General features: G+C 39.5%; 16 protein-coding genes and 1 pseudogene. 11 read left to right on the top strand and 6 right to left on the bottom strand.

From position 1 onward, the window contains the following. Entirely contained in the window at positions 1 to 447 is a 447-nt protein-coding gene (locus PQO03_RS09120; protein WP_274149727.1) for a roadblock/LC7 domain-containing protein, read from the top strand. Here PQO03_RS09120 and PQO03_RS09115 read toward each other — a convergent pair. The 5 genes from PQO03_RS09115 to nusB form a co-directional block, all read right to left on the bottom strand. Beyond that, complete coding sequence (locus PQO03_RS09115; RefSeq protein ID WP_274149725.1) at positions 436 to 1,371, bottom strand: carbohydrate kinase family protein; 936 nt, start codon at positions 1,369 to 1,371, stop codon at positions 436 to 438. The two genes, PQO03_RS09120 and PQO03_RS09115, sit on opposite strands and share 12 nt — an antisense overlap. Further along, a complete protein-coding gene (locus tag PQO03_RS09110; RefSeq protein WP_274149723.1) occupies positions 1,317 to 4,664 on the bottom strand; it encodes a S41 family peptidase in 3,348 nt (1,115 codons plus the stop codon). The genes PQO03_RS09115 and PQO03_RS09110 overlap by 55 nt, the downstream gene beginning before the upstream one ends. Positions 4,665 to 4,756: 92 nt before the next feature. After that, complete coding sequence (locus PQO03_RS09105; RefSeq protein ID WP_274149721.1) at positions 4,757 to 6,784, bottom strand: M3 family metallopeptidase; 2,028 nt, start codon at positions 6,782 to 6,784, stop codon at positions 4,757 to 4,759. Between the two features lie 114 nt (positions 6,785 to 6,898). After that, on the bottom strand, positions 6,899 to 7,831 hold the full coding sequence (gene ftsY / locus PQO03_RS09100) for a signal recognition particle-docking protein FtsY (protein WP_274149719.1): 933 nt from the start codon (positions 7,829 to 7,831) through the stop codon (positions 6,899 to 6,901). Continuing rightward, entirely contained in the window at positions 7,828 to 8,298 is a 471-nt protein-coding gene (gene nusB / locus PQO03_RS09095) for a transcription antitermination factor NusB (protein ID WP_274149717.1), read from the bottom strand. Before nusB ends, ftsY begins: the two co-directional genes overlap by 4 nt. Before the next feature lie 215 nt (positions 8,299 to 8,513). On the opposite strand from nusB, the gene PQO03_RS09090 reads away from it, so the two are divergent. From PQO03_RS09090 to PQO03_RS09040, 10 genes and pseudogenes are all read left to right on the top strand, one after another. Then, positions 8,514 to 10,505: a TIGR00341 family protein gene (locus PQO03_RS09090; RefSeq protein ID WP_274149715.1), complete on the top strand. Its 1,992-nt coding sequence runs from the start codon at positions 8,514 to 8,516 to the stop codon at positions 10,503 to 10,505. Between the two features lie 126 nt (positions 10,506 to 10,631). Beyond that, positions 10,632 to 11,132, top strand: a complete 501-nt coding sequence (locus tag PQO03_RS09085; protein WP_274149713.1) for a hypothetical protein — start codon at positions 10,632 to 10,634, stop codon at positions 11,130 to 11,132. A gap of 149 nt (positions 11,133 to 11,281) precedes the next feature. Beyond that, a pseudogene (locus tag PQO03_RS22100) lies at positions 11,282 to 11,922 on the top strand (MlaE family ABC transporter permease). 2 nt (positions 11,923 to 11,924) lie between these two features. Next, positions 11,925 to 12,680, top strand: coding sequence for an ABC transporter ATP-binding protein (locus PQO03_RS09070; RefSeq protein WP_274149707.1), 756 nt, complete (start codon positions 11,925 to 11,927; stop codon positions 12,678 to 12,680). A 15-nt stretch (positions 12,681 to 12,695) separates the two neighbouring features. Continuing rightward, positions 12,696 to 13,781 carry an MlaD family protein gene (locus PQO03_RS09065; RefSeq protein WP_274149705.1) on the top strand — a complete coding sequence of 362 codons (1,086 nt, stop codon included), beginning with the start codon at positions 12,696 to 12,698 and terminating at the stop codon, positions 13,779 to 13,781. 52 nt (positions 13,782 to 13,833) lie between these two features. Beyond that, positions 13,834 to 16,965, top strand: a complete 3,132-nt coding sequence (locus tag PQO03_RS09060) for a DEAD/DEAH box helicase (RefSeq protein WP_274149703.1) — start codon at positions 13,834 to 13,836, stop codon at positions 16,963 to 16,965. Positions 16,966 to 16,989: 24 nt separating this feature from the next. Further along, positions 16,990 to 17,502 (top strand): rhodanese-like domain-containing protein, encoded by a 513-nt coding sequence (locus PQO03_RS09055; RefSeq protein WP_274149701.1) that lies wholly within the window; start codon positions 16,990 to 16,992, stop codon positions 17,500 to 17,502. A 161-nt stretch (positions 17,503 to 17,663) separates the two neighbouring features. Next, on the top strand, positions 17,664 to 20,249 hold the full coding sequence (locus tag PQO03_RS09050) for a DUF6797 domain-containing protein (RefSeq protein ID WP_274149699.1): 2,586 nt from the start codon (positions 17,664 to 17,666) through the stop codon (positions 20,247 to 20,249). Between the two features lie 256 nt (positions 20,250 to 20,505). Then, the gene (locus PQO03_RS09045) at positions 20,506 to 21,387 is read left to right on the top strand and encodes a sugar phosphate isomerase/epimerase family protein (RefSeq protein ID WP_274149698.1); all 882 of its coding nucleotides are present in this window, start codon (positions 20,506 to 20,508) and stop codon (positions 21,385 to 21,387) included. Positions 21,388 to 21,428: 41 nt separating this feature from the next. Continuing rightward, positions 21,429 to 24,806 (top strand): DUF7133 domain-containing protein, encoded by a 3,378-nt coding sequence (locus PQO03_RS09040; RefSeq protein WP_274149696.1) that lies wholly within the window; start codon positions 21,429 to 21,431, stop codon positions 24,804 to 24,806. Positions 24,807 to 24,998: 192 nt separating this feature from the next. Here PQO03_RS09040 and PQO03_RS09035 read toward each other — a convergent pair whose 3' ends face one another. Beyond that, positions 24,999 to 25,841, bottom strand: a complete 843-nt coding sequence (locus tag PQO03_RS09035; RefSeq protein ID WP_274149694.1) for a formyl transferase — start codon at positions 25,839 to 25,841, stop codon at positions 24,999 to 25,001. Positions 25,842 to 25,846: the final 5 nt, after the last annotated feature.

The following is a 25,846-nucleotide window of genomic DNA, read 5'->3' as shown; positions in this document are numbered from 1 at the left end:
ATGGCGTATGAGTTAAACCATGCCGAATGTTTAGAGCTACAAGGTGAGCTGGATGAATTCCTTAGGCTCTCAGAGTCGAGTTCAGCGTTACTTTGTGATAAAGGTGGAGCGGTCTTAGTTGATGCAGGTAGTGATACTGAAAATGATCTCATGGCCGCCTTAACGGCAGGCTCGTTTGCAGCGACCCGTGAGTTAGCAAGAACGGTGGGGGAAGAAGATTTTGAGGCGGTTTATCACCAAGGTGAAAAACGTAACTTGTATATTGCTGGAATGTGCGAAGAAGTTATTTTACTTGCGGTATTTGAGCGAGAAAATTCTCAAGTTGGTTTAGTTCGAATGATGGCTCGCAAATTGCGCAGAGAAATCATCCAAACTTTAGAGAAGATGGAAAATAAAACAGAAGTAGTAGCCGAAGACCCTACAGTGAGTTTCGTCTTAAAGAAATGATTCGAGGCTTAGGTTTTTACCTAAGCACTGTAGAGTTTGTTCCACGGAGCTCTGCGTACAATGCCAGCCTGCGATTTGGCTCGCTATTTTAGCACTTTCAAGTGAATTTTTTTCTCCAGCAAGAGCAGCAATAAATGCACCATGGAAAATGTCACCCGCACCATTACTATTTACGGCTTTTATTTTATTAGCAATAATGGCCCCTGTTTGACCATCTAAGTAATAGAGCGATCCTTTTTCTCCAGTGGTAATAATTATCTGCGTATGCGTTTTTTTGATTTCACTGAGAGCTTCATTAGCACAAGTTTTTTTTGTGTAATCCAAGGCGAACTTTTGAGAAGAGATAAGGATATGAGCATGGGGAAGCATTTTGAGGATGCCAGGGTTTGCGGAACCCGCATCCAAAATAATTTGACTTCCGCGATCTTTGAGAAGCATAATTAGATCATAACACTCATCAATATAGCGGCCATCCAATAAAATATACTTTGGCACATGCTGAACGTGATAATGACTGGACTGAACCTTTTGAGGTAGAGAAGCGATGACACTACGTTCGCCATTGTCCTTCACCAAAATTGTTGCATGAGCACTCTTGTCCGACCTTAGAGGAATAAAATTATGATTAGTGAATTTGTCTTGATAAGAGCAGATAAAATCTGCGGCGGAATCTTGACCAATAGCGCTGATTAGAGCGGTACGTAGACCTAAACGATTGGCACATAAAGTGCCAACGCATGCGGGGCCTCCAATAGTTTCGAAACTATTAAGAGCGGTAGTTTTTTCATCACTTTGTGGATGTGACTTCAGGAATAGGCTATGATCGAGTACGCTTAAACCAATGCCCAGTAAATCACATGCGGGGATAACTATTTTTTTTGATGAGCTCTGATGGGTTTGATCTGCTCTTTTGACTTCTTCCATTGCACAATATCTTGTTTAAGGATTTCTACTGCTTTGTTAAGTTGGGGATCATGACCAGAAATAAAGTCACCCGCATGAGGCCATAGCAGGTAATCAGGTCGAGCTCCATTTAACTCCATGTCTAAACCGGAGTCTGCGAGATACCAGCCACGCATAGGGAGACGAAACCGGTGTTTTTTCAGGATGGTTGTACCCCAAGTAGAAATGACGCCCCCGGCTGTTGGGACACCCACAATTTTGCCTCTTTTTGTTGTTTTAATTGCATGAGCAAAAATTTCTGCATTACTAAAACTGTTTTGATTACAAAGAATAATAATAGGCTTTTTCCAAGGGGAGTAAATGCTGCGATCGTCTGGATAGCCAAGTTGATGATTGCGAGCTTGGCAAAAAGCATGGTCGGGTTGAGAGAGGATGGTTAAGAGGTGGTCAGCGGTGCTGCCGCCACCGTTATCGCGTACATCAATAAGGATGCCATCCATGCCGTAGGCTTTGGAGTAGAGTTCATCCTGAAATTTATAGAAAGAATCAAAGTTCATTTTATCAATGTGAAGGTAGCTAATTTTATGGTCGCTGAGTTCTAAAGTTTTTGAATTTAAGCCTTCAATCATTTCAAGATCAAGTAAGTCATTCTTTTTACTTGGGCTAATACTCTCGATGGTATACTCTTTGATTTCTTTCTGGGCATTGAGTATTTTGATATGTATATTTTGATGATCTAAGCCGGTTAAAATTTTATCGAGGTTTGTTTGCGAATTAACCACTTGGTGATTTAATTCCAATATTTGATCGCCAATCTTCAAATTATATTCAATGTTGGCAGCAGGCGACTTTGGTACCGGATTTGCAAGGTATAATTTGCCCTCTTTACGTTGGACGCGTAAGCCTAGGTGAGCAGTGATGAGTCGTTTGGGTATAGTAGGGTACTTTGCTTTTGGGTAGAACCCCAAGTGAGAAGCATTGAGTTCGCCGACCATCATGTTGATCGTTGTACTCAGCCTCCAAATATTACTAGCTTCTCTGGCCGCCGTTGAGTATTTTTTGTAGATGAGATTCCAGTCGAGATTATTCATGTTCGGGTCATAGAATTTTTCATCTAGTAAGCGCCATGAATGAGCAAAAATCAGTTCTTTTTCTTTTTGTAAATTGACCGTGTGTTGAAATTCATATTCAAATTTCACCGTTTTTTTACGGCTCATAATCGTGGCTTTTCTGTAAGAAGATGAGGCAAAATAACCATTTTTCTTTAAAGGCTTTATAGGGATGTTGGTCGAACTATTGAAACTTAAAAAAGTATATTTTTTATCATCCAGTTCGATTTTGTAAATCGCATCAAAAGCATAAGTTCCTTTCTCTTTACGTTTGTCGGAGGCGCAAATTAAGTAGTTTGAATCCTGGCTAAATAGAGGGCGTCTTTCATTGCTTCCTGCACGACGGATATGTTTCGTCCGTTGATGAACATTGTTCCAATCGTAGATCAGGCTTTCTTCCTTATTTGCTAAATTTTCTTTTTTTGGATCCTCTTTGTCCTCTTTGTCCTCTTTGTCCTCTTTGTCCTCTTTGTCCTCTTTGTCCTCTTTGTCCTCTTTGTCCTCTTTGTCCTCTTTGTCCTCTTTAGAAGAATCATCAGGATCATCGTCAGTTTTTTTAGTTTTAACAGGCCTGCCGCTTTTCATGTGCTCAAGAGCATCCTTTAGTTTTATCTGGCGAGGACTTTTCTCAAAATCTTTTTGTTGTAGGTAGACGAGGATGATGTCGCTGTCATCTCGTGCTCTATCACTGACATAGGCAATCATTTTACCGTCTTTTGACCAAGTGGGAGATCGATCTGAGGCAGGGTTTCTCGATATGTTAATAGCTGCTGTCGAGCCGTCGGCGGGGATGACGAAAATTTCATTATTGTAGTTTTCGTTAGGACAAGAATAAACGAACCATTGGCTATCAGGTGACCAGGAATAATCGGGTTCCATCCAGGTGTTAGTTACTTTTTTTCGAATCCCCTTTTTAATATCAAAAGTCCATAGGCTTCCATCTCCACTCACAAACGCTAGTCTTGAATCATCAGGTGCAATATTTAGGTCTACGATACTACCTTTATATGAAAAAATCTCCGTTTTTTTGAATGCATGATTCTGCCACCAATATTTCTTTGCATCCTCACGTTCTACTTGAACGATAGACATATCCGTACCCTTATCTTTGAGGTAATAAATATGTTTGTAATCATTAGAGAAAACGGGTTCTATACAGTATGAATTGGCATCACTAATACGTATGGGTTCACATAACTTGCTATCACTAACATAGATCAAGCCATCTTTTGAAAAGGCCATTTCTAGGCCATCCATACTGATGTCAAAGGTTTCAACTTCTTTAACAAGTCTGTTTTCTGTAAGTGCTTTTTCGGTGTCTTCTTGAGTGTGTAAAGCAAGCTTTTTCGCTGTTTTCGTAGATTGGTGCTTCCAGGTATAGAGGTCAAATAACCTTCTCCAAACTAGTGTGCTGCCATCGTTGGATATACTAAGATTCAGAATGTGCTCGCCTTCGCCGCTGTAAAAAAGTTTATGTGTTTTACTTTGGAAGTCATAATACATGATGTCATTCGTTCCACTTTTGTCTGAGAGATAAAAGAATCCTTGGCCATTTTGATGCCATAGAGGCTTGCGATTATTCCATTGATCATGAAGGATTTTAGTGAATTTATTTGAAGCCTTGTCGTATAGCCAGATTTGTGAAGCTTGTGATCCGCGATAAGCTTTGCGATAATTTTGTGATCCTTCGCGGGTAAATAAAATTTGTTCTTCATTGGGGGATAGATGGAATTCACGCATGCGGGCATTGAAAATAACTTTATCGGCCTCTTGTGTTAAAGTATTGAGTCTATAAGGCATACTGCCCTTGCGAGGGACATATAAGTTGCGATCAGAGCTATAGGCGAGGTTTTTGCTGTCACGGTACCATTGCAGAAGTAAGTAGCCTTCTGAGTTGAAGCTGACTTGTTTAGCAGGGCCACCGTCAGCGGGCATTGTGAAGATATAATTAGGTCCTAAACGATTTGACTCAAAAGCGATCGTAGTCCCATCAGGTGAGAACAGGGGTCTATAATCAAGGCCTTTGCTTTTTGTCAAACGGGTGGCAAGGCCACCTTGGCTTGATGCTTTCCAGATATCATCGTCCCAAGAGAAAATAAGTTGTGAGCCATCGGGAGATAGGCTGGGTGAATAGGGAATGTCTATCTTAGTTTTTGAAAATAAAGATAGACTTAATAAAAGGATGAGCACAAAGTGTTTAATCATATACTTTTACGGGTTTAGTTTTTAGATTTAGCAAAGTAATTCATGGAAGAACTTATAGCAATATTATACAGAGGGAAAAGAACGGTTCAGTGTTACTTTATGCCTGAGTGGCGTAATAAAGCATCTGTCTTGGGTTCACGACCACGGAAATTTTTGAATAAATCAGCGGCATCTTGTTCACCTCCACGTTCTAAGATTTCCTGTAAGAATTTTTTGCCCGTGTTAGAATTATAAATGCCTTCTTCTTCAAAGAGGTCATAGGCATCTGCAGAAAGAACTTCAGCCCATTTATATGAATAGTAACCCGCAGAATAGCCACCTGCGAAAATATGTGAAAAAGCATTCTGAAAACGGTTCCACTCAGGTGCTGATAGTGCGGACGTTCGTTTGCGCACTTCGTTCAGCAATTCTTGCGTGCCGGCAAAGTTGTCTTCCGCGGATTCAGCGTGAAGGCGAAAATCAAAGCAAGCAAATTCAAGTTGACGCATCATAGCTAAGGCGGAATTGAAATTTTTAGCATCGAGAAGGCGTTGGATTTTGTCATCCGGTAGAGCTTCGCCAGTTTCTACATGTTTTGATAAAGAGTGAATGACTTCTTTTTCCCAGCACCAATTCTCCATGATTTGAGAAGGAAGCTCTACTGCATCCCAAGCAACGCCATTTACGCCTGCGATGGCCGCAATATCTACTTTGGTGAGCATGTGATGAAGGCCGTGGCCAAATTCATGAAATAGTGTGGTGATTTCGTTGTGAGTAAGTAATCCAGGTTTTCCTGCAGCTGGAGGCATGAAATTACAAACTAAATAACATACAGGTAGCTGTAATTCACCTTCAGTGTTGGTATGGCGTGAAAGGCAACCATTCATCCATGCACCACCGCGTTTGTCTGCGCGTGCATAAAGATCAAGATAAAAAGAGGCGATGGTTTTACCTTCGCGTTCGATTGTATAAACGCGCACATCATCGTGCCAAACATCGGGTTTATCTTTTACTTCGGAAATTTGTATATCGTAAAGTTTACTAGCGAGGTCAAAGAGGCCGTTCATGACTTTGTCAATGGTGAAATAAGGGCGTAATTCTTCTTGGTTTAGATCGTAGAATTCTTGGCGCATTTTTTCGGCATAAAAGCCCATGTCCCATACCTGAAGCTCCCCCTGGAAACCTTTCGATGCCGCATATTTTTTTATAGCATCCACTTCGCCGAGAGCTTGATCACGAGAGCGATCAATTAATTGATCAATAAAACTCAAAACTTGTTTGGGTGATTCGGCCATCTTGGTATAGATGGATTTTTCGGAAAAGTTTTTAAAGCCAAGTAAATTGGCGGCTTCCTGTCTTAGGCTTAAAATGCTTTCAATGACTTCAGTGTTATCATACTTATTTGCATTAGGTCCAGTCTCAGATGCTCTAGTGGAATACGCTCGATAGATTTCTTCGCGATGTTCACGGCTTTCACCATAAGTGAGTAGGGGTTGAAAGGAAGGAAAGTCGAGGGTGAAAACCCAGCCAGTGAGATCTTTTTCTTTGGCACAAGTCGCGGCGGCGTCAATGACATTTTGAGGGAGGCCGGCTAAGTCTGCTTCCTTGTCTATTTGCAAGTGATAGTTTTGAGTCGCATCTAGGACATTATTAGAAAATTTAGTACCTAGGCTAGAGAGTTCTTTTGCGATTTCCGCAAAGCGTTTTCTCTTGTCATTTTCCAAGGAAATACCGGAAAGCTTGAATGAGCGCAGGCTATTATTGATGACTTTTTGTTGTCCGTCGCTAAGAGAAGTGAATGAAGGAGCATCTTTTAAAGACTTAACGGCTTCGTAGAGTTCTGAATTTTGCCCTAGCTCAGTGTAGAATTCAGAGATTTTCACTTGGGCTTCGCTGTAAGCTTCGCGTAATTCAGGGCTATTTTTGACTGAATAAAGGTGAGAGGCTAGGCCCCATGTTTTTCCCAAGTCAACATCCATATCTTCTAGAGGAAGCATAAGCTGATCCCATGTGAAACTAGGAGAATCAAGTAAGCTCTTTATTTGTAATCTGGCTTGTGTAAGAAAAAGGTCTACATCTTGATTGAGTAGTGATGCATCGAATTGTGAAAAGGTGGGAAGGTTATTAGGGAGGTGGCCCATTTAGTGCTCCTGAAATTTGATTTAAGTAAACTTGCTTGGTTTTCTTTGAATCTCAAATCTGTGAGCAATAAAAAGCTCGAATCTTAAATAGATACGAGCAGAGTTTTAGGCTTATTAAGCTACCGGGCTGTCTTTAGAGAAGATAGCCTCGGCATAAAGCACTGGATCAAAAGGTTGTAGATCCTCGGGGCTTTCTCCTAGTCCAACAAAATGGATGGGGAAGGTATGTTCATCTTTGATGGCAACAACAACACCGCCTTTGCCAGAGCCGTCGAGTTTTGTAACCGCAAGGCTGGTCACATCACAAGCTTTTCCAAATTCTCTTGCTTGAAAGAGGGCGTTAGTTCCTGTAGAGCCATCAACAACAAGAATCGTTTCGTGGGGTGCTTCAGGAAAGTTTTTGCGAATAACGCGTAAAATTTTCGGGAGCTCTTGCATGAGGTCTTGGCGAGTGTGCTGACGGCCGGCAGTATCAATAATGAGGTAGTCAACGTCTTTGGCCTTCGCAGATGCACAAGCATCATAAGCAATGGCAGCGGCATCTGAGCCGTGTTTGCCTGCAATGACGGGGACGTCTATGCGTTCACCCCAATGCTTAAGTTGTTCAGTGGCGGCGGCGCGAAAAGTATCACATGCAGCTAATAAGACAGATTTTCCATCTTGTTTTAGTTTGTAAGCTAACTTGCCGGTAGTCGTCGTTTTTCCTGCTCCGTTCACACCCACCATGAGTAGGACTGTAGGTCCGGTAGGGTTTTCATTAAGGGGACGATTGTCGCTCGAAAGGATGGCGTTGATACGTGTGGTAGCAATATTTATAATGTCTTCTGAAGTTTTGATTTCACCAAGTGAGTAAGATTCTTTGATGTCAGCAATAATCTTTTGAGTAACTGAAACGCCTAAATCTGCAGAGATCAAGGCAGATTCTAATTGGCGATAAGTGCTTTCATCCCATTTGTCGACGCTTGAAAAGACTGTTTCAAAGGAACGGAAAAGTGCCGTTTTGGTCTTTTTAAGTCCTTTTTTGAAGACGTTAAAAATACCTTTCATTTTTCCATTTCCTTAGGGCGGAATTTGCGTGCTAAGGTATCTCCCATGCCATTGACAAATTTAAATGAATCGGTATCACCAAAAGTTTTAGCGAGTTCTACAGCTTCATTTACGATAACAATGGGATGATTTGATTTAACTTCCATAAGTTCAAAAACGGCAATGCGTAAAACGTTACGATCGGTAGTTGCCATACGATCGATTTTCCAGTTTTTAGCTTCGTCAGAAATGGATTTATCGATTTCAAGAATGTTATTAAGGACGCCTTCTATGATTTCGCGAGCAAACGCAAAGCCATTTTTAGCTTCGTGTTGATTGGGTGCCGAAGGGGCATCGAGGATTTGCGCTATGAAAAGTTCAAACTCATCTTCGTTGAATTCAAGCTTAGCTATATCGCTTTGATAAAGGTACTGAAGAGCCCATTTGCGGCCCATACTGCGTGGATTGCGTTTAATTTTCTTACTCATAATATGTAAAAGATCTTTAGTTTCTTAATTTCGCGCTAGTATACACTGAGAGCAAAAAAAGGCTAGACAGGGATGAGTATTTTTTTTACTTCCGTGAAATTAAGAGCTTATGACTGAAATTTATGAAATTGTTATATGGAAATCCTACACGTCGGATGACAAAAGGTGTGATGACGTTAAATTGTTAGGAATCTATTTAAATTTGGAGGGAGATAATGTCGTCGATATTATTGTATGTCAGCAAGATAAATGAGTTGGATCTACTCATTCCAGCGGCAGAGAGGTTTGCTCAGATCTATAAACTTAATGAAGTCGAATTGCTCTATGTAGAGGGAGAAGGAGATACCGCAACGTATCGAGAGAGAATTAAAAAAGAAACACGTGGCGCCCTAGCTTTATCTTATGATATTAGTGAATTGCCAGTAGAGAATAGCGCTAAAAGTTTAGGTGCGTATATAGACCGGAATAAACATCAGGTATTGCTTGGTGTCTTTCACCCTTCTTTTCAGAACAATGCCTTATTATATCCTATTTTTGTAGAATCTTCAATTCACACAATTTTACTTTGGCCTCAATCTCGTGTTGGAATGAAGAGAGTGGGGGTGCTGGCTACGGGAGGAGTAAACGACCCCAAGGCACTTGTCCTTGCCAAAGATGGTTTAAGAGAGGGAGAAAAGGTTCAGTTATTAATGCTCGAGGAAGATCATAGTTTTAACTATGAAATTGTGGGTAAGCAGGCAATTGATGATTTATTAGATGAAAGTGGAGTCACAAAAGATCAAGTTAAAGCCCGTGTTGAATGTTTGGATGCAGATTATGAATCATTAAATTACTTTTTTAATAAAGTCGATCTATTACTTACGGGTGCGGAGAATGCCAAAGATATTTCTAATTGGAATGAGAATAAACGTTTTCCAGTAGTGGGCCTTGTAAAAAGGGCTCCAAAAATGGCCGTAGCCAAAAAATACACTCAATGGATTCCACATCTGAGCCCAAGAGCTTATGCTGATTTAATTCTAGGTTTGAGGCGTGGTTCTTTGCTTACAGCAGATTTCATGGTAATGTTAGGATTGGCGGCGGCGATTGCTTCTTTTGGTTTACTGCAGGATTCAGCAGCTATTGTGATAGGTTCTATGTTATTAGCGCCATTAATGACACCCATGATTGGCTGCGGATTAGCCTTAGTGCAAGCAAATGCTCGCTTAGGCCTTAAATCTAGTAAGACCATAGCAGTAGGTGTTCTCTTGACGATTGGAGTAAGTTTTTTGGTTGGTTTTATAACCCCAGGTCAGGAATTGACATCAGAAGTAGTGAGTAGAGGAGTGCCAAATATTCTTGATTTATTTGTTGCCTTATTTGCCGCATGCGCAGCGGCTTATGCTTTAGCTCGACCCAATATAGGTGGGGCGGTGGCCGGAGTTGCAATTGCGACGGCTTTAGTCCCTCCTTTGTGTTCAGTGGGGATTGCTCTTGCATATGGAAAATTCCCGACTGCTTTCGGCGCCTTTTTACTATTTACAACAAACTTGGTAGCCATTATTTTGGGTGCATCAATTACTTTCAATATCCTCGGGATTAATAGTATGCAAGTACATGCACAGCGTAATACCTGGGTATATAAAGCTATTGGTGCATTAGCGACAATATTGGTTGTATTCGCGGTACCATTGGGTTTGGAGTTAGAAAGGAATATCAAGTTAGGTAAGCCCACACCGAATTTATATCCTGTAGCTAAAAATGTGACCACCAGTATCATACATTATATTGAAACTCTACCAGATGTAGAGCTTTTATTACATGGTCGACCAGGTAGTGAAGCTGACCCTACAGACGTAATGATTATCTTGGCATCTTCAGTGCGTATGCCTAAAGTATACATTGACGAATTAACTAGAATTGTAAGAAGACAGATGGGTGACGAAAATTTAATTATTGAAGTTCATGCTTTAAGGGATGGTTGGCGAGATTTGACTTTAGAAAAAAGAGCAGAGAAAATTCTTCAAAAGAGAGAGGATCTCTTCGAAGAAAAAATCAAAGAAAAATTTGAAGGCAAGCTAGAGCAAGAAGTGGAAAAGCAAGTGGAAAAGGGTTTAGATAAGCAAGTTGAGAAGCAAATAGAAAAGAAAATCAATATTGAATTAGAGGAGAAAATAGAGAAAGAAGTTAAGGAAGAGTTGAAGCATGAATTAAAAAAACCTAAGAAATAATCAAGAGAGTCATGAGAATGGCTGTTTTATTTAGATTTAATTAAAAATTTGCATGAGGGTGATGGAACTTTTATACTACGAGTGCAGATTTGAGTGAATGAGTGTTTAATTTAAAGGGTTGGCAGTATGCGCAATTATATAATCGGTTTTCTTTCAGTTGTCTTCTTTATTTCTTGTATAGGGGGTAAGTCAGTCCCTGTTCAGTATTATACTTTAAATCTTGAAGGAGAGGGGCAGGCCTCGTTGAATGTTCGAGAAATACGGGCGGGGGCTCAAATTCATCAAAGAATGAATTTGAAAAAAGGATCTCATTTAGAATTAAGAGAATTTGAGAGATGGCAAGATAGTCCACATCGCCTCATAGAATCAGAGCTTAAAAATCATTTTCCTCTAGGTGTAAATGAACTTCGGGGAGAGCTGAATGAATTTGTTTTTGATCAGGAATCAATGGAGTCACGAATTAGTATAGATTTTCTTTTTGAAACTAAAGACAAGCAAAGATTCTTTAGAATTAAAAGTGTACAGGCTATAAGGGCATTAGATGGTGACTCTTTAGCCCAATCGATGAGCTTAGCCGTACAAGATATTTTCAAACAATTAGATAAAAATCTTCAAACAAATAAGTGAGGAAATTTGTCTCCAGTTTTGGTGATAATTTTGTCGACTTTTTTGTTGAAGCAAAAAAAATCACTAGCTTTATAGGTGAAGTAGTCGAAGAACTTTTCTTCTCTGTAAAAAATCCGCATAAGATAAAATGGCGAAGTACGCTTTATTACATGGATGGCTGTGGACGGGAAGCGACAGGGATTGTGGCGCTTATATGTTTTTTAATGGGCTTGATTCTTGGTTTTCAATCAGCGGTTCAAATGAAACAGTTTGGGACGGAAATATACGTAGCCAATTTAGTGGGTTTATCTATTGTTAAAGAATTAGGACCACTTATGGTTGCGATGATCGCAACAGGAAGAGCAGGTTCCGCATTTGCGGCTGAATTAGGCACAATGCGAGTGAATGAAGAAATTGATGCCTTAACAACGATGGGCTTCGTCCCCCCCGCTTTTTAATTATTCCAAAATTATTGGCGATGATGGTAGTGATGCCCATTTTAACATTGATTGGTGATCTATTTGGTGTGTTAGGCGGTTTTTTTGTAGGTGTCGTTCAACTTAAATTACCCTTCGCGGCTTATTTGAATCAGACCGTAAAAGTCATTCATTATTTTGATGTTTTAGAGAGTATAACAAAAGCTTTTGCTTTTGCTATTATTATTTCTGTTGTGGGTTGTTATCGAGGGATGAATAGCTCGTCGGATGCTCAAGGTGTGGGTAAAGCCGCTACCTCTGCAGTTGTCTCAGGCATATTTTTGATTATTGTTGCCGATACGTTAATGACAGTTATTTTTACGCATTTGAGGTAGTTATGGATCCTGTAATTAAAGTAGAAAAATTAAAAATTGGCTATGGCGCACGCGTGATCATGGAATCCTTGGATTTTGAGATCAATCAAGGAGAAATTTTTGTAATTCTAGGTGGGTCTGGCTGTGGGAAAAGTACTCTTTTAAAACACATGATCGGACTCTATAAACCCATGGCGGGAGATATTTTTATTAAAGATAAGAGTATCGTTAATGCCGAAGCAGAAAGTAAAAGAGAGATCATGAAAGAGTTTGGTGTCATGTATCAATCAGGTGCATTATTTGGCTCTTTGACTTTGGAAGAAAATATCACGATGATTCTTGAAGAAGTAACCTCTATGAGCAAAGAGGAAATGCATGAGCGTGCAATGGAGAAATTGGCACTTGTGGAGCTCGACGAGTTTAATACTTTTTACCCGGCAGAAATTAGTGGTGGTATGAAAAAACGCGCGGCAATTGCACGTGCAATGGCACTCAATCCCGATATATTATTTTTTGACGAACCTTCCGCAGGTTTAGATCCTATTTCAGCAGCCAATTTAGATGCTTTGATCTTAAAGTTAAGAGCAAAGTTTAAGACGACAATAGTTATTGTTACCCATGAGTTAGAAAGTATTTTTTCTATCGCAGATCGAATAATCATGCTAGATAAAGAAAGCAAGCAGATTATTGAAGATGGGGATCCCCGAAAATTAAAAAATGAATCAAAAAATGAATGGGTACGCGACTTTTTAAATAGACGTGAATCCGTTCAGACTTAACGAGGAGATGAAAAGATGGAAAGTAAACATTTTAAATTAGGCGTATTTGTACTCAGTGGTTTAGTGCTCTTTATCTGCGCATTATTCTATTTGGGCTTGCGAGAACAGTTCCGTCAAAGTTTTGATTTTGTCACATATTTTGATCGTAGTGTTCAGGGCCTAGAGGTAGGATCATCAGTGAAGTTGAAAGGTGTAACCGTTGGTAGAGTGACAAGTGTCGAACTTTGGGAGAATGAATTTGTTAAGGTGACAATGACTGCGGTACCACGAAATGTAAGTGATAGCGAGATAAAAGATTTATCGGAAGATCAAGTTCAAGTACGTTTTCAAGGTTATATAATTGAGTCCGTAGAAAAAGGGATGCGTGCAAGCCTAAATTATGCAGGTATTACCGGTATGAAATATGTTGAACTAGATTATATCGATACCAAAAGAGATAATAAGGTCAAACTCCCTTTCGAGGTGACCGAGACCTATATTCCCGCACTGCGTTCATCACTAGAAGATTTAGTTGTTGATGTGGAAAAAATACTAGACGGTGTTGCGAGAATTGATTTTAAACAAATTGGAGCAAATGCAGAAAAAGCGATGGCGAGTGCAGAAAAAACAATGACGAGTCTAGATAAATTTGCTAGCGAAGAATTATTGACTTTAAGTAAAGACCTTTCTTTATCATTAAAGCGCATAGATAAGTTCACACAAGTACTGGAAAAAGAAGTTGTGGCAGCAAAAGTTGGCGATACGACGACAAGTTTCAGGAAAACTCTTGCGAATCTAGACGTCAATAGCGTCGAGCTCAATAAAGCTTTGGTGAGTGCGACTAAAACATCTGATCTCATTAGAAAAGATTTTAACCGTATGAGTGATGGAGTAGCAGTAGCTTTAGATATGGTGGAGAAAAATTTAAATGCTTTAGTTTCATTAACACCTCAAGTTGAAAAGATATTATCGGGAGAAGGTAAAATTGGTAAAGCATTGGTTGATTTAAGTAAAGACACCTCAAATAGTTTGAATAATTTTGATCGTACTCTCGATACCATACGTAGATTGATGGACTACTTAGAGAGAAATCCGAGCTCAATAGTTAAGGGTAAAAAATAAATTTATATCCTCATCTAGGCAGTATTCGCATGCTTGCTTCGAATGTCGTTAAATGAAAAACTTATTTGATAAGTTTAGAGAATATTTGTCCGATATTGAAAGTGAACAGTATTCAGTTCGCTTTGATGAAGGAGCCGCCGATTATGCTTGTGCAGAAGTCAGTAGCCGCAAAGAGAGTGTGTTTTGCGAACTTCGCATAAGTCAGCGTAGGCTCTATGTAGAATGTGACTGTGGGATTGAGTCAGAAGGCAAATTCTGCGAGCATTTGTCTAGAGCCTTGCAAGTAGCTCAAGAACGTGAAGTTTTACTTAATGCACTGAAAAAAAATGTGGCGGCAAAAATTTTGCCCATGCGGGCAATGGAATCCAAGATTCAGGAAGAAGAAGTTTCGCAAGAAAGTCATTTTCAAGAAGCTAGTTATCAAGCATCGAATTTCACATCTCAATCCCCAATTAAACCATCACAGAAATCCGCTGGTATAGCTCCTCGTTTATGTACGACTAGTGATATCACAGTGATATTTTGTTTATATCAAAAGCGGCTAGAGTTTTTTTGGAAAGCTAGTGGTAAAGGAGGATATTTTGATCCTCGGAGAGCCGAGTGCAATGCCCATGATTTGGGACTGTTAGATTTTTTTAAAGAGCTACCCTTAAAAAATGAAGGGAAAGTTTTTTATGTAGAAATTGAAGGTCTTAGCTCGGATCAATTACTGAAAATAGCCAGGGCTAAACAATTGTATTGGAGAGCTGAAGATCGGCGACTCAAAAAACTAGACTATGTCAAAGGACAATGGCATTTAGAATTACAGGCAATGCAAAGCGGAGAGGCAGATTTTCATCTAAACGTGAATCTGCGTAATTCGCAAAATGAAATGATGACTTACCAGCAGTATATACCCGGAGTTTACTATAACGACGGGAGCATTTTATTTTATGATGTGCTGGGAGCCCAAAAAATCCTAGAGTCGTGGCCAAGAGGATTTTTAAAATTAGAGCAAAAAGATGTGAGTGATTGGATCAAGGATTACTTGTCACCTAGCCAATTAGTGACAGATCATTTACCCGAAGCTTTGCGTTATACCGCCAAAGCTTCGACGGATGTTTTAGGGAAGCTCTATTTTAAGACAGCAGAATACCGCGTTAAAAACCGAGAGATGCTCCATGTCGATTTATTTTGGATTTATGGAGAAGGTGAAATTAATGATGCCTCTGCCGATGAAGAGGTAATTGATGTTAAAAATAAAGAAATTTTTCAACGTAAGCTACGAGAGGAAAAATTCTCAAAAGAATTGCTTTACGCATTAGGTTTTGAATATATGAATTCGGGGCCAGAGCCCGGCTGGAAACTATTGCCTGCTAAATTGCCAGAGGTGGTTCCTGCACTGAAAGAACGCAAATGGCAAACGATGGCAGAGGGAAAATCATTACGTGTCCCCAGAGATTATTCATTGCAAGTAAGCAGTTCAATGGAGTGGTTGGAAATACAGGGTAAAGTCGAGTTTGACGGAGCAGGAGTATCCTTGCCGGATATCTTACGCCAATGGATGAATGGAGAACAATTTATTGTTTTAGATGATGGCAGTTTAGGCTTACTACCGGAAGAATGGTTGAAGAATTTCACGGCTTTAACTGAGTTGGGTGAGATGAGCTTAGAAGGTTTGCGTTTCCACCGTCAACAGTCGCTCTTAGTAGAGAAACAATTAAAAGAGATTGAGGACCAAAACTGTGAGTTTGATTATCCGACCTTAAGTGAAAAATTAGAAAGCTTCAAAAACCTAGCTCCTCAAGAGCCTCAGGAAGGCTTTAAAGCGACCTTAAGGGATTATCAAAAGCAATCCCTTGCTTGGTTTATAGAAATGCAAAAGTTAGGCTTAGGTACTTGTTTAGCAGATGATATGGGTTTGGGTAAAACTGTTCAAGTATTGGCATTTTTGCATCACTTGGCGCATCAAAATGAATTAAATAAGCCGATTTTGATTGTCGCACCACGTTCCTTATTATTTAATTGGGAGGAAGAAGTTAAGAAGTTTGCACCTGAGTTTAAAGTTTATCAATATTTGGGTCCATCGAGATCTAAAGTACTCAAGGTCCTAAAAGCTGGTGAGATTTTGTTGACTACCTATGGGACACTGATGCGCGATGCTGTGAAATTACAGGGTACAGTATTTGATGTGTGCGTAGCCGATGAAGCTCAGGCAATGAAGAATCCGATGTCAATGACGTCAAAAACCATGCGCTTAATTCAAGCAAATTTCACGATAGCCCTAACGGGTACACCGGTTGAGAATAGCTTGGGGGATTTATGGAGCCTCATGGAATTTATTAATCCAGGTTTATTAGGAACGTATAAACATTTTTCTAAAATTTATTTAGACCCGAAATGCAGTCAAAAAAATCTAGAGGCTTTACGTCAAACCATTCATCCTCTAATGCTGAGGAGAAGGAAATCTGAAGTGGCCAAGGAACTTCCTCCTAAGACTGAACAAGTACTCTTTTGTGAAATGGATGGTGTGCAAGATAAGATATATAGAGAAATTGAAGCGTATTATGCTCAGGAAAAAGGAAAGGATGAAAAGAAGAAAGAGGGTGATAAACCCTTTAATATGCTCGCAGCTTTAACTCGACTTAGGCAAGCAGCCTGTCACCCCTGCCTAGTAAATGAAGATTATAAAGAAGTCGAGTCAGCAAAAATCACAGTATTGATGAGCCAGCTTCAGCAAGTTTTTGAATCCGGAAGCAAAGCCTTGATTTTCTCCCAATTCACGACGTTTTTAGATTTGATCGAGGAGAGGATTCAATCAGCAAAATGGAATTACACTCGCTTGGATGGATCCACCAAAGATCGCCAAGTCCCGGTGCGTGAATTTAATGATAACCCAGACTGTCGCTTCTTTTTAATTAGTTTAAAAGCAGGAGGTACGGGGCTGAATCTTACCCAAGCTCAATACGTTTATCTTATGGATCCGTGGTGGAATCCAGCTGCTGAAAATCAAGCGATTGATCGAGCGTACCGCATTGGACAAGAACGAGCCGTTAGTGCGTATCGTTTGGTGGCTAAGGGAAGTATAGAGGATAAAATGTTGGCTCTTCAGGCACAAAAAAGTCAATTAGTGGACGATGTTATTGAAGCAGGTGCTTTTCAAGGTAAATTAAATCAAGATGATCTACGTGCCTTATTAAAATAAGAACTGAAATATTGAGGTCTAATTATGAAAGAAATAAACCCACAAACTTGGCAAAAACTAGCTGATGGTCAAGGCAAATATCAAATAATTGATGTGAGAACAGCTTTTGAATTTGGAGCTGAACATCTAGCCAATTCGATCAATATTCCCTTAGATGAAATCAATACGGCACTGATCAATGAGCGTTTTGCGAATACAAAGTTGTTATTAATATGCCAAAGTGGTGCGCGTTCACGTAAAGCAAGTGAAAAGTTATGTGATTACACGGAAGAAATACTGTGTTTAGAAGGTGGGCTAAACGCTTGGAAAAAAGAAGGCTTCGAGACGGAAGAATTAAAGAACATTATTTCTTTAGAGCGCCAAGTTCGAATATGTGCAGGCCTATTGATTTTAACGGGTATAATCTTAATGAAATTGGGTTTTAATGGAGCTGAATATTTATCGGCATTTGTTGGTGCGGGATTAATGTTTGCAGGGATAACCGATACCTGTGGCATGGGTATACTACTCACAAAAATGCCATGGAATCGTCTGTGATTAAGATTAAGTTAAGTCATTATATTTGAGCTAATGTATGATATACATTACTCAACTTAGCTAAATCATCGGTGCCGTTTTTGATCAAATCAAACAAATTCAGTATTGGTAAAGATAACAAGCACCAAAGCTTTTGCATGCAAAGAGTGTATTAATAAACTATGATTAAAATTTTACGCCCACTTTTCTTATGTTATATACTCGCGACACCCTTGTTAGCGCAGGAAAAATTTGCCAAGTTTATTGAGCCAGACTTTCCCTTTATCCAAAGTGCGATGGATGCAAGTGCAGAAAATCCCTTTCCGGAAGAGAATGTATCATCAAAATCAGTCTTGTTACAGCTCGGCCAAAAGACATGGGCTTGTTTTGATACCGAGTTGATGCGAATATCAGCAATTTGGACGAAGGGTGATTTTGAGCATAATAGCATGGCTCAAATTTCTTATCCAAACACAGGGAATAAATCAAAAAAGTTTCCACGGATAGAAGGTGACTTACTCTTTGCTACTGCCATGGAGAAGGGTATAAGTGATAATTCGGATCATATAGATAAGAGAGCATTGCCCATTGGGATTCATAAAAATTTAAATTGGCACGGACTTTACCTAAGCAACAAGCATGTGGTATTATCTTATTCACTCAAAGATATAGCGGTAAAAGAAATCCTTAAATGTAAAGATGGAGAGCTTTTTTCTAGATCATTTAAATTTTCTGAGTGTGAGGACTTATCGCTTTTATTATTTCAGAAGACATCCTTTCAGAATTTGAGAAAAGAGGGCGATATATATCTTATTGATGATGGGGAACAAGTTTTGACTATCTCTGTGAATTCAGGGGAATTAAAACTTGATAAGCAAGGGCGGATTTTTTTGCGTAATCCGCAAAGGAATACTTTAGAAATCAACTTTTCCTATAATAAAACCAAGCTCTTAGCATCCTTGAAGTTAAACTTAGCGTCAGATGACTTTGTATTAAATAAAACCAATTTTTGGGAAGAAGAAATTTCTACAAGTACAAAGTTATCTACTTCACAAAGAGCTTATGTGAGTGATCAAATAGACTTGCCACTCAAGAATCCATGGAAAAGGTCTGTGCGTTTAGCAGCATTAGACTTTTTTAGTGATGGCAGAGCTGCGGCACTAAGTTTTGATGGTGATGTCTGGCTTATCGATGGACTAAAAGATGATTTAGAAAAAGTTCGCTGGCGACGTTTCGCATCAGGGCTTTATAGCCCGCTATCCTTACAGATTTATAAAGATCAAATTTATGTGCTTGGTCGTGATCAGATCACTCGCCTTCATGACTTAGATAATAATGGTGAGGCCGATTTTTATGAGAATTACTCCAGTATATTTTCTCATAGTCTAAATACGCGAAATTTTGGGATGGACATGATCTTTGATGAGATTGGGGATATTTACCTTGCGAAAGGAGGGATTCACGATACTAAACAAAATCCTTTGGATAAGAAATTTAGAAATATTGAGCAAACTGGCGTCCTCATGAAAATCGCGAATGAGGGAAAAAGTTTAGAAATCATAGCCGATGGCTTTCGAGAGCCCTTTTTAGCTTATGATCCTGAAAAACAACAGCTTTACGCCAATGATCAACAAGGACAATTTGTGCCCTCAAGTCCTTTCATAAAGATTAATAAAGGGGATTATGGTGGTTATAAACCCGCTAATCATCGTAAACGGATTCAGATTAAACAACCATTTAGCTGGCTCCCACATAAAGTTGAACCTTCATGCGCAGGAATGAATTTTATTGACTCTAAATCACTGGGACCATTAAATAAGCGTCTGCTGAGTCATTCATACAATAAAAGCCGCTCAGTTTTACTCTATGAGGGCAAAGGATTTGGTGCGGCTTTCCCACTCTCTTATCAAATGGATTTTCCTCTGATTAAAGGAGCCATTAATCCCTTTGATGGATCTATGTACTTGACGGGCTTTAAAATATACTCTAATGACTTAGCGAAAAATAGTGGTTTGACTCGAATTCGTTATACCGGGAAAGCGGTCAGTTTTCCTTTAGAAGTGAAAGTGTTTAAAGAAGGAATCGAGCTTCGATTTGATCAAGAATTAAATATAGAAAAAGCCAAGGATATCAATTCTTATGATCTTAAGCGTTGGAACTATAAACGCAGTCCCCGCTACGGATCGGGTCATTTTAAGCTTAATGGACAAGCGGGAAAGGAAGAGATTCTTCCGGTATCAGTAAGTTTATCAAGAGATAAAAAATCTTTGTTCTTAGTCATTCCAGGAATGGAAAGTGTCGATCAGTTCAGTCTTGATTATAGCTTAAGAAAAGCTCAGCAGGCTTTCAACGAAAGTTTATATTTGAGTATAGAGCAATTATCGCAGCTGCCATCAGCGCATTACGCCTTTAAAGATATGAAAAAGTATGATCTTAGCGAAGCGAAATTCAAATCCAAAAAACAAGAAAGCGTAAGTGAGAAAAATGGAAAGTACTTACTAAAACAATATGCTTGTATTGCCTGTCATTCATTAGATGGAAGCCAAGAAGGTAAACTTGGACCGACTTTTAAGGGGATGTATGGTTCTGTAAGGCATTTTGAGAAATCAAAGCCTGTGAAAGCAGATAAAAAATTCATCAAAGAGTCATTGCTTTTTCCCAATAAAAAAGTAGCCAAAGGCTATGCAGTGGCGATGGGGACTTATGCGGGGATTTTATCAGAAACAGATATAGCATCTATTATTTTATACTTAAAAACCCTAGACTGAAAAGCTGTCTAAAATTCTGGATACTGATATGCCTTATTTTGTGGCCGAGTGATAAGGTTCTTCATAATGATCTAGGTATTGTCTTAGTTTTCGACACGATGGCAAATCAAGTGCTTAGTAATGGTAATTAAATTTACTTCAGCTGTTTCGTTTGAATAAAAAAGACGTGTAAATTTATAATAGATCATCTGATTACCTATATTCCTTAGGTATATGGTAAAGACGAATTTTTTCTAAAAATAAAGGATTGTTAGTTATGATATTTAATCGCAGAAATTTTGTTAAGGGTGCTGGTGCACTAACTGTAGGCTCAATTTTTAATGCATCATGTGCAAGCTCAGATCCTGATGATCTTTTTAAGATTTCTTTGGCGCAGTGGTCTTTGCATAAAAAGTTATTTGCGAAAGAATTGGATAATTTAGACTTTCCTGAATTTACAAAAAAGACTTGTGGAATTGGCGCGGTTGAATACGTCAATAAATTTTTTAAAAATAGTGATGCTCCTTACTTGAGCGAATTAAAAAAGCGTTGTGATGATAATGGCGTGAAGAGCTTACTGATCATGTGTGATGGTTTAGGTTACTTGGGAGATGCTAATGAGACGAAGCGTAAAAGTGCGGTAGAGAATCATTATACTTGGGTAGAAGCCGCAAAATTTCTGGGCTGCCATTCCATTCGCGTTAATGCTCGTTCAAAGGGCTCGTATGATGAACAAATGGGACGCGCCTCAGATGGCTTGGCATCACTATCAACTTTTGCAGCAAAGCATCAAATAAATGTGATTGTGGAAAACCATGGTGGCCTTTCATCTAATGGAAAATGGCTTGCTGGGGTAATGAAAAAAGTTGATATGCCCAACTGTGGGACCTTACCCGATTTTGGTAATTTCAAAGAATATGATCGCTACCAAGGGGTGCAGGAGCTTATGCCTTATGCTAAAGGAGTGAGTGCCAAGAGTCATGATTTTGATGAGTATGGAAATGAGATTCACACCGACTACGAAAAGATGATAAAAATCGTTTTAGATGCGGGTTACCGTGGCTATGTTGGAGTCGAGTACGAAGGCAAGAAATTAAAGGAAGTGGAAGGGATTAAGGCAACGCGTGATTTGTTGATTAAGATCAGAAAAAAAATATAGCCCTTCTTACAAAGCCTAACTTTTAGAAGGATTGCACATTTATGTCAAATTTCACAAACAAAGTCCTTTGTTTTGCCTTGCTAACGGGAAGCGCACTTAACCTGAGTGCAAAGAGTCCTGCTGATTACGAAAAAGCAGAAGCGCAAAAAATAAAAAACTTCAAAATGCCTAATGGCTTTAAGGCTCGTTTATGGGCAGATAAATCTCAGATCAAAAATCCGATGGCGATTACTTTCGATTCAAAAGGTAGCCTTCTCCTTACAGAGATCCATCGCTGGCGTTTTGGTGTGGACGATATTCGTCATCGACCCTACATGCTGATGGACGATATCTTAATTGAGTCAAATGCCGATCGCTTAGCGATGTATGAAAAGCATTATGATAAACATCCAGAGGCTCATTATCGAGATAAGGCTGATGTCATCAAGATTCTAAAGGATAGCAATGGTGATGGCCGTGCGGACAGCGCAAAAGTTTATGCGGATGGTTTTAATGATATTCTCGATGGACCAGGCTTAGGCATCATTGAGCGTGATGGGAAAGTGTATTATACCAATATTCCTCATCTGTGGATGCTTGAAGATAGCAATGGCGATGGTGTTTTGGATAAACGCACGTCGCTACAAGATGGTTTTGGTATTCGCATGAGTTATTCCGGACACGATATGCATGGCTTAGTATGGGGGCCAGATGGCAAGCTTTATTGGTCAATTGGTGATCGTGGCTATAGTTTCACGACTAAGGAAGGCAAAAAGTTTCATGGGCCTAATGAAGGTGCCGTATTTCGCTGTGATCCTGAGGGGTCTAATATCGAAGTGTTTGTGGATCGTTTGCGCAATCCGCAGGAGCTTCAGTTTGATGATTATGGGAATTTATTCACAGCGGATAATGATTCAGATAAAGGGGATTTAGAGCGAATTAACTACCTTGTTGAAGGTGGCGATGCGGGTTGGCATGCAGGGCATCAGAACCTTTTGGCTTTTGCCTCAAAATTGAATTTTCGTTCTTATGTTTATGCAGAAAAGAAATCTATGAATTGCGCGTGGATGAGCGAGAACTTATACCTTGCGAATGAAGAAGATCAGCCAGCGTATTTGTTGCCTAGTATAGGTCAGATTATTGGTGGACCATCGGGTTTTTTGTTCAATCCGTCTAATTCACTGGGGAAAGATTTTGACAATAAATTTTTTGTAAATATTTTCAAAGGTGGCTCACCAAAAACACGCATTTCGATGTTTGATCTGGACGAAAAAGGTGCAGGCTTTGAAATGAAAAATTTAGAGGTTTTTTTCACAGGTTCAAATTTAGTGGATATGGATTTTGGCCCTGATGGTAAGATGTATATTTCTGAGTTTAATAATGGGGGATATTTGAATAGAGATGAAGGGAACATCTTTTCTCTTGAAGTTCCTGGTGAGACTGATAAAAAAGAAGTGAAAGAAAATGAAATTATTCTTACGAGTGACTTTTCAAAGAGATCGGATCCAGAACTCTATGAACTCCTGGCACGAGATCACCAGCAAGTACGTCTCAAGGCTCAGTTTGAATTGGCAAAAAGAAAAGCAGGCGCAGAGTTTTTTGCGAAAGCCGCACAAGATAAGCAAGCGCCACAATTACAACGCATCCATGGGATATGGGGTTTGGGGATGCTTGCTAGTAAAAACATTTCTTTACTCAAACCTTTAAAGTCACTGCTTATGAGTGATGAAGATGCACAAGTGAGGATTCAATGTGCTCGAGCCTTGGGTGATCATCGTGATAAATCCGCAATGAATGAATTGCTCAAGGCTTTGGAAGACACTCATGCTCGAGCTATTATGTATGCGGGTATTGGCTTAGGGCGTATTGGCGATGAACTTGCGGTACCCGCAATTATTGAAGCTCAACGGAGAAATGCGGGGCAAGATCGCTTTCTTCAACATGGTCTGGTGATGGCTTTAGCTGGAATGAAAGACTCAAGTTCTTATCTGAATTATTCAAAAGACTCTTCAGTGGCGGTACGCATGATAGTCTTATTGGCACTGCGTAAAACATTGGATCCTAATATCCGCTTGTTTCTAAAAGATGATGAGAAAAAAATCCGCGATGAAGCCATACGTGCAATAAATGATCGCCTTATTGACGGAGGTGCACAGCAAGCCTTGGCATCATTATTAGTAGATTTATCTAAGCCTAACGGAGCGATGGATGAGCTCATGCATTTGCGTGTGATTAATGCCAATTATTATTTGGGTGATGAAAAATCCGCTGAGCGTTTAGTTCAATATGCGAGTAGAAAAGATTTATCGGAATCTATGGTCCAAGAAGCGGTGGCGGCTCTTCAGGCATGGGATGACAAAGCTTTATTGGATAATACCACTGGATTACCTCGTGAATATCTACATCCAAGAGCTGATATTAAGGATCTACTTCATGCCCAACTGGGAGACTTACTAAAAAAATCTCAGGGTAAACTATTGGCTCAACTTAATCGTTTAGCAAATAACTGTGATTTTCCTATTAGCAGCGACATCTTGATGGCTCATTTAAATAATCAGAAACTTATTAGTGAAATTCGCATTGGAGCTCTAGAAAGCTTGAGTCAACGAGGAGAATTGAGCTCGATCCACTTGATGAATTTATTAAAAGATAAGAGTGAGCTTATTCGATTGAAATCATTGGAGCAATTAAATATCCAAGATCCTGAAAAAGCACAATTGCAGGCCTCCAAGATAATTCAAAATGGAACAAGATCTGAACGTCAGCTGTGCTACAAATTAATGGAGAAAGGATCTAGTAATGATCGCCACCTCTTAAATCAACTGGATCAATTTTTAATGGGCAAGGGTGACAGAGAAGTCATGCTTGAAGTATTGAATTCAAGTAGAGCAAAATCTTCTAAGGACTTCAAAAAGAAGTTGGCTGATGTAGATGCGAAAATGGCGCGGGGAGCAATCACAGATAAATTCACTTATGCGCTAGAAGGCGGTGATGTCGATCGTGGGCGTGATGTGTTTTATAATCATGGTGCGGCACAATGTTTACGTTGCCATAAGGTCAATGGATATGGCGCTGATGTAGGTCCTGATTTAACTTTAATAGGTAAAAGTTATGACCGACGCTATTTATTAGAATCCATTGTAGATCCAGGGGCAAGGGTGGCGCCAGGCTTTGGCATAACAAGTATAACAAATAAGGATGATGAAGCCTTTAGTGGGACTTACATGGGCGAGGATGATCAAGTGGTAAAAATCAAAGGAGCGAATGGCAGAACGGTAGCCTACAAGCGCAAAGATATCAAGACGATGATGCCGCCAATGTCGCCGATGCCACCGATGCATCTTTTACTTCAAGCAGGAGAGTTGCGCGATATGGTAGCTTATTTAAAAAGCCTTGATAAAGCATCAAAAAAGAAGAAGAAAGATAAATCGTCTCATTAAAGGATTTGTATGAAGTTTATGGCGACTTTAATTTTGTCCTCGTATCGGCTTGAGTTGCGGAGTTCGCAAAACCAATAGTGCCATTTTTCTAAATGACGATCACGCGTGGGCTGATTTTTGAGTGGCAACAGGCATATACCCGCTAATAGCCCTGCAAGAAACTAGCCTAATGGTACATAGATCAAGGCAATGCTAAGAGTTATTGATCTCAAAAGACTTGATGGGCATTTTCTCGCGCCTTGCGGGGTGCTTGAGCATCTTTGTGATTATATCATTGGCTTCGATTTCTTTGATCTGCTCTTTAAGCGATTTGGTCCATTGACGGTTCAAAGTCAAATAACCCAAGGCGTGATCTTGTTGCTCAGATTGAATTTCTTCACCACGATTGATTGCTTTTATGGTATCTAACACAAGTTGTGTACCATGAAAACTCAGTTTCATATTAATAGTATGAACAGAGTCCTCCTCATTGAGTGCAAGTCTCTCCTGAGCAATGACACCACCGCCGTCAATTTTCTTCGTCAACCAATGAATCGTCACGCCAATATTATATGGGTCCCAATTAATTAAGGCCCATTCAGTACAGCGAGTCCCACGATAATAAGGAGATAAGCCCCAGTGTAGATTAATGGCCATGGGAGCTAAATCAATAATATGATCTTTAACAATTGAAGTGCCATGATCAATAAGTACATCGGGCTTTTCTTGCTTGAGTAAGTTCTCAACTTCAGGAGAATTCACAGACTTACAATAAAAAACTTTTAGATCATTTTCTAAGTCTAACCAATCTTCCCCAAAAATATCATCATTAATGCTAACTAAAGTTTTGCTCTTTATGCGATTACTAGCATGAGGTTTCGCAATATATCTTGGACCGAGTGCTCGTCTAGCTTGTAAGCGTTTCAAGGCCGGGAGTTCCCCTAGATACTTATCTTCAATAATCACCAAAGCTAAGGGGTATTCTTTGTGGATTTTATTCACAAAGTAAAATTGATGTGCACTGGCTTTTACCAAGGCAATAACTTTTTTATTCATTATGC

Origin of the sequence: Lentisphaera profundi (assembly GCF_028728065.1) — a bacterium.
GTDB classification, from domain to species: Bacteria; Verrucomicrobiota; Lentisphaeria; order Lentisphaerales; family Lentisphaeraceae; genus Lentisphaera; species Lentisphaera profundi.
The sequence above is the reverse complement of the archived record's forward strand: the minus strand, read 5'-3'. Positions and strand labels throughout refer to the sequence as shown.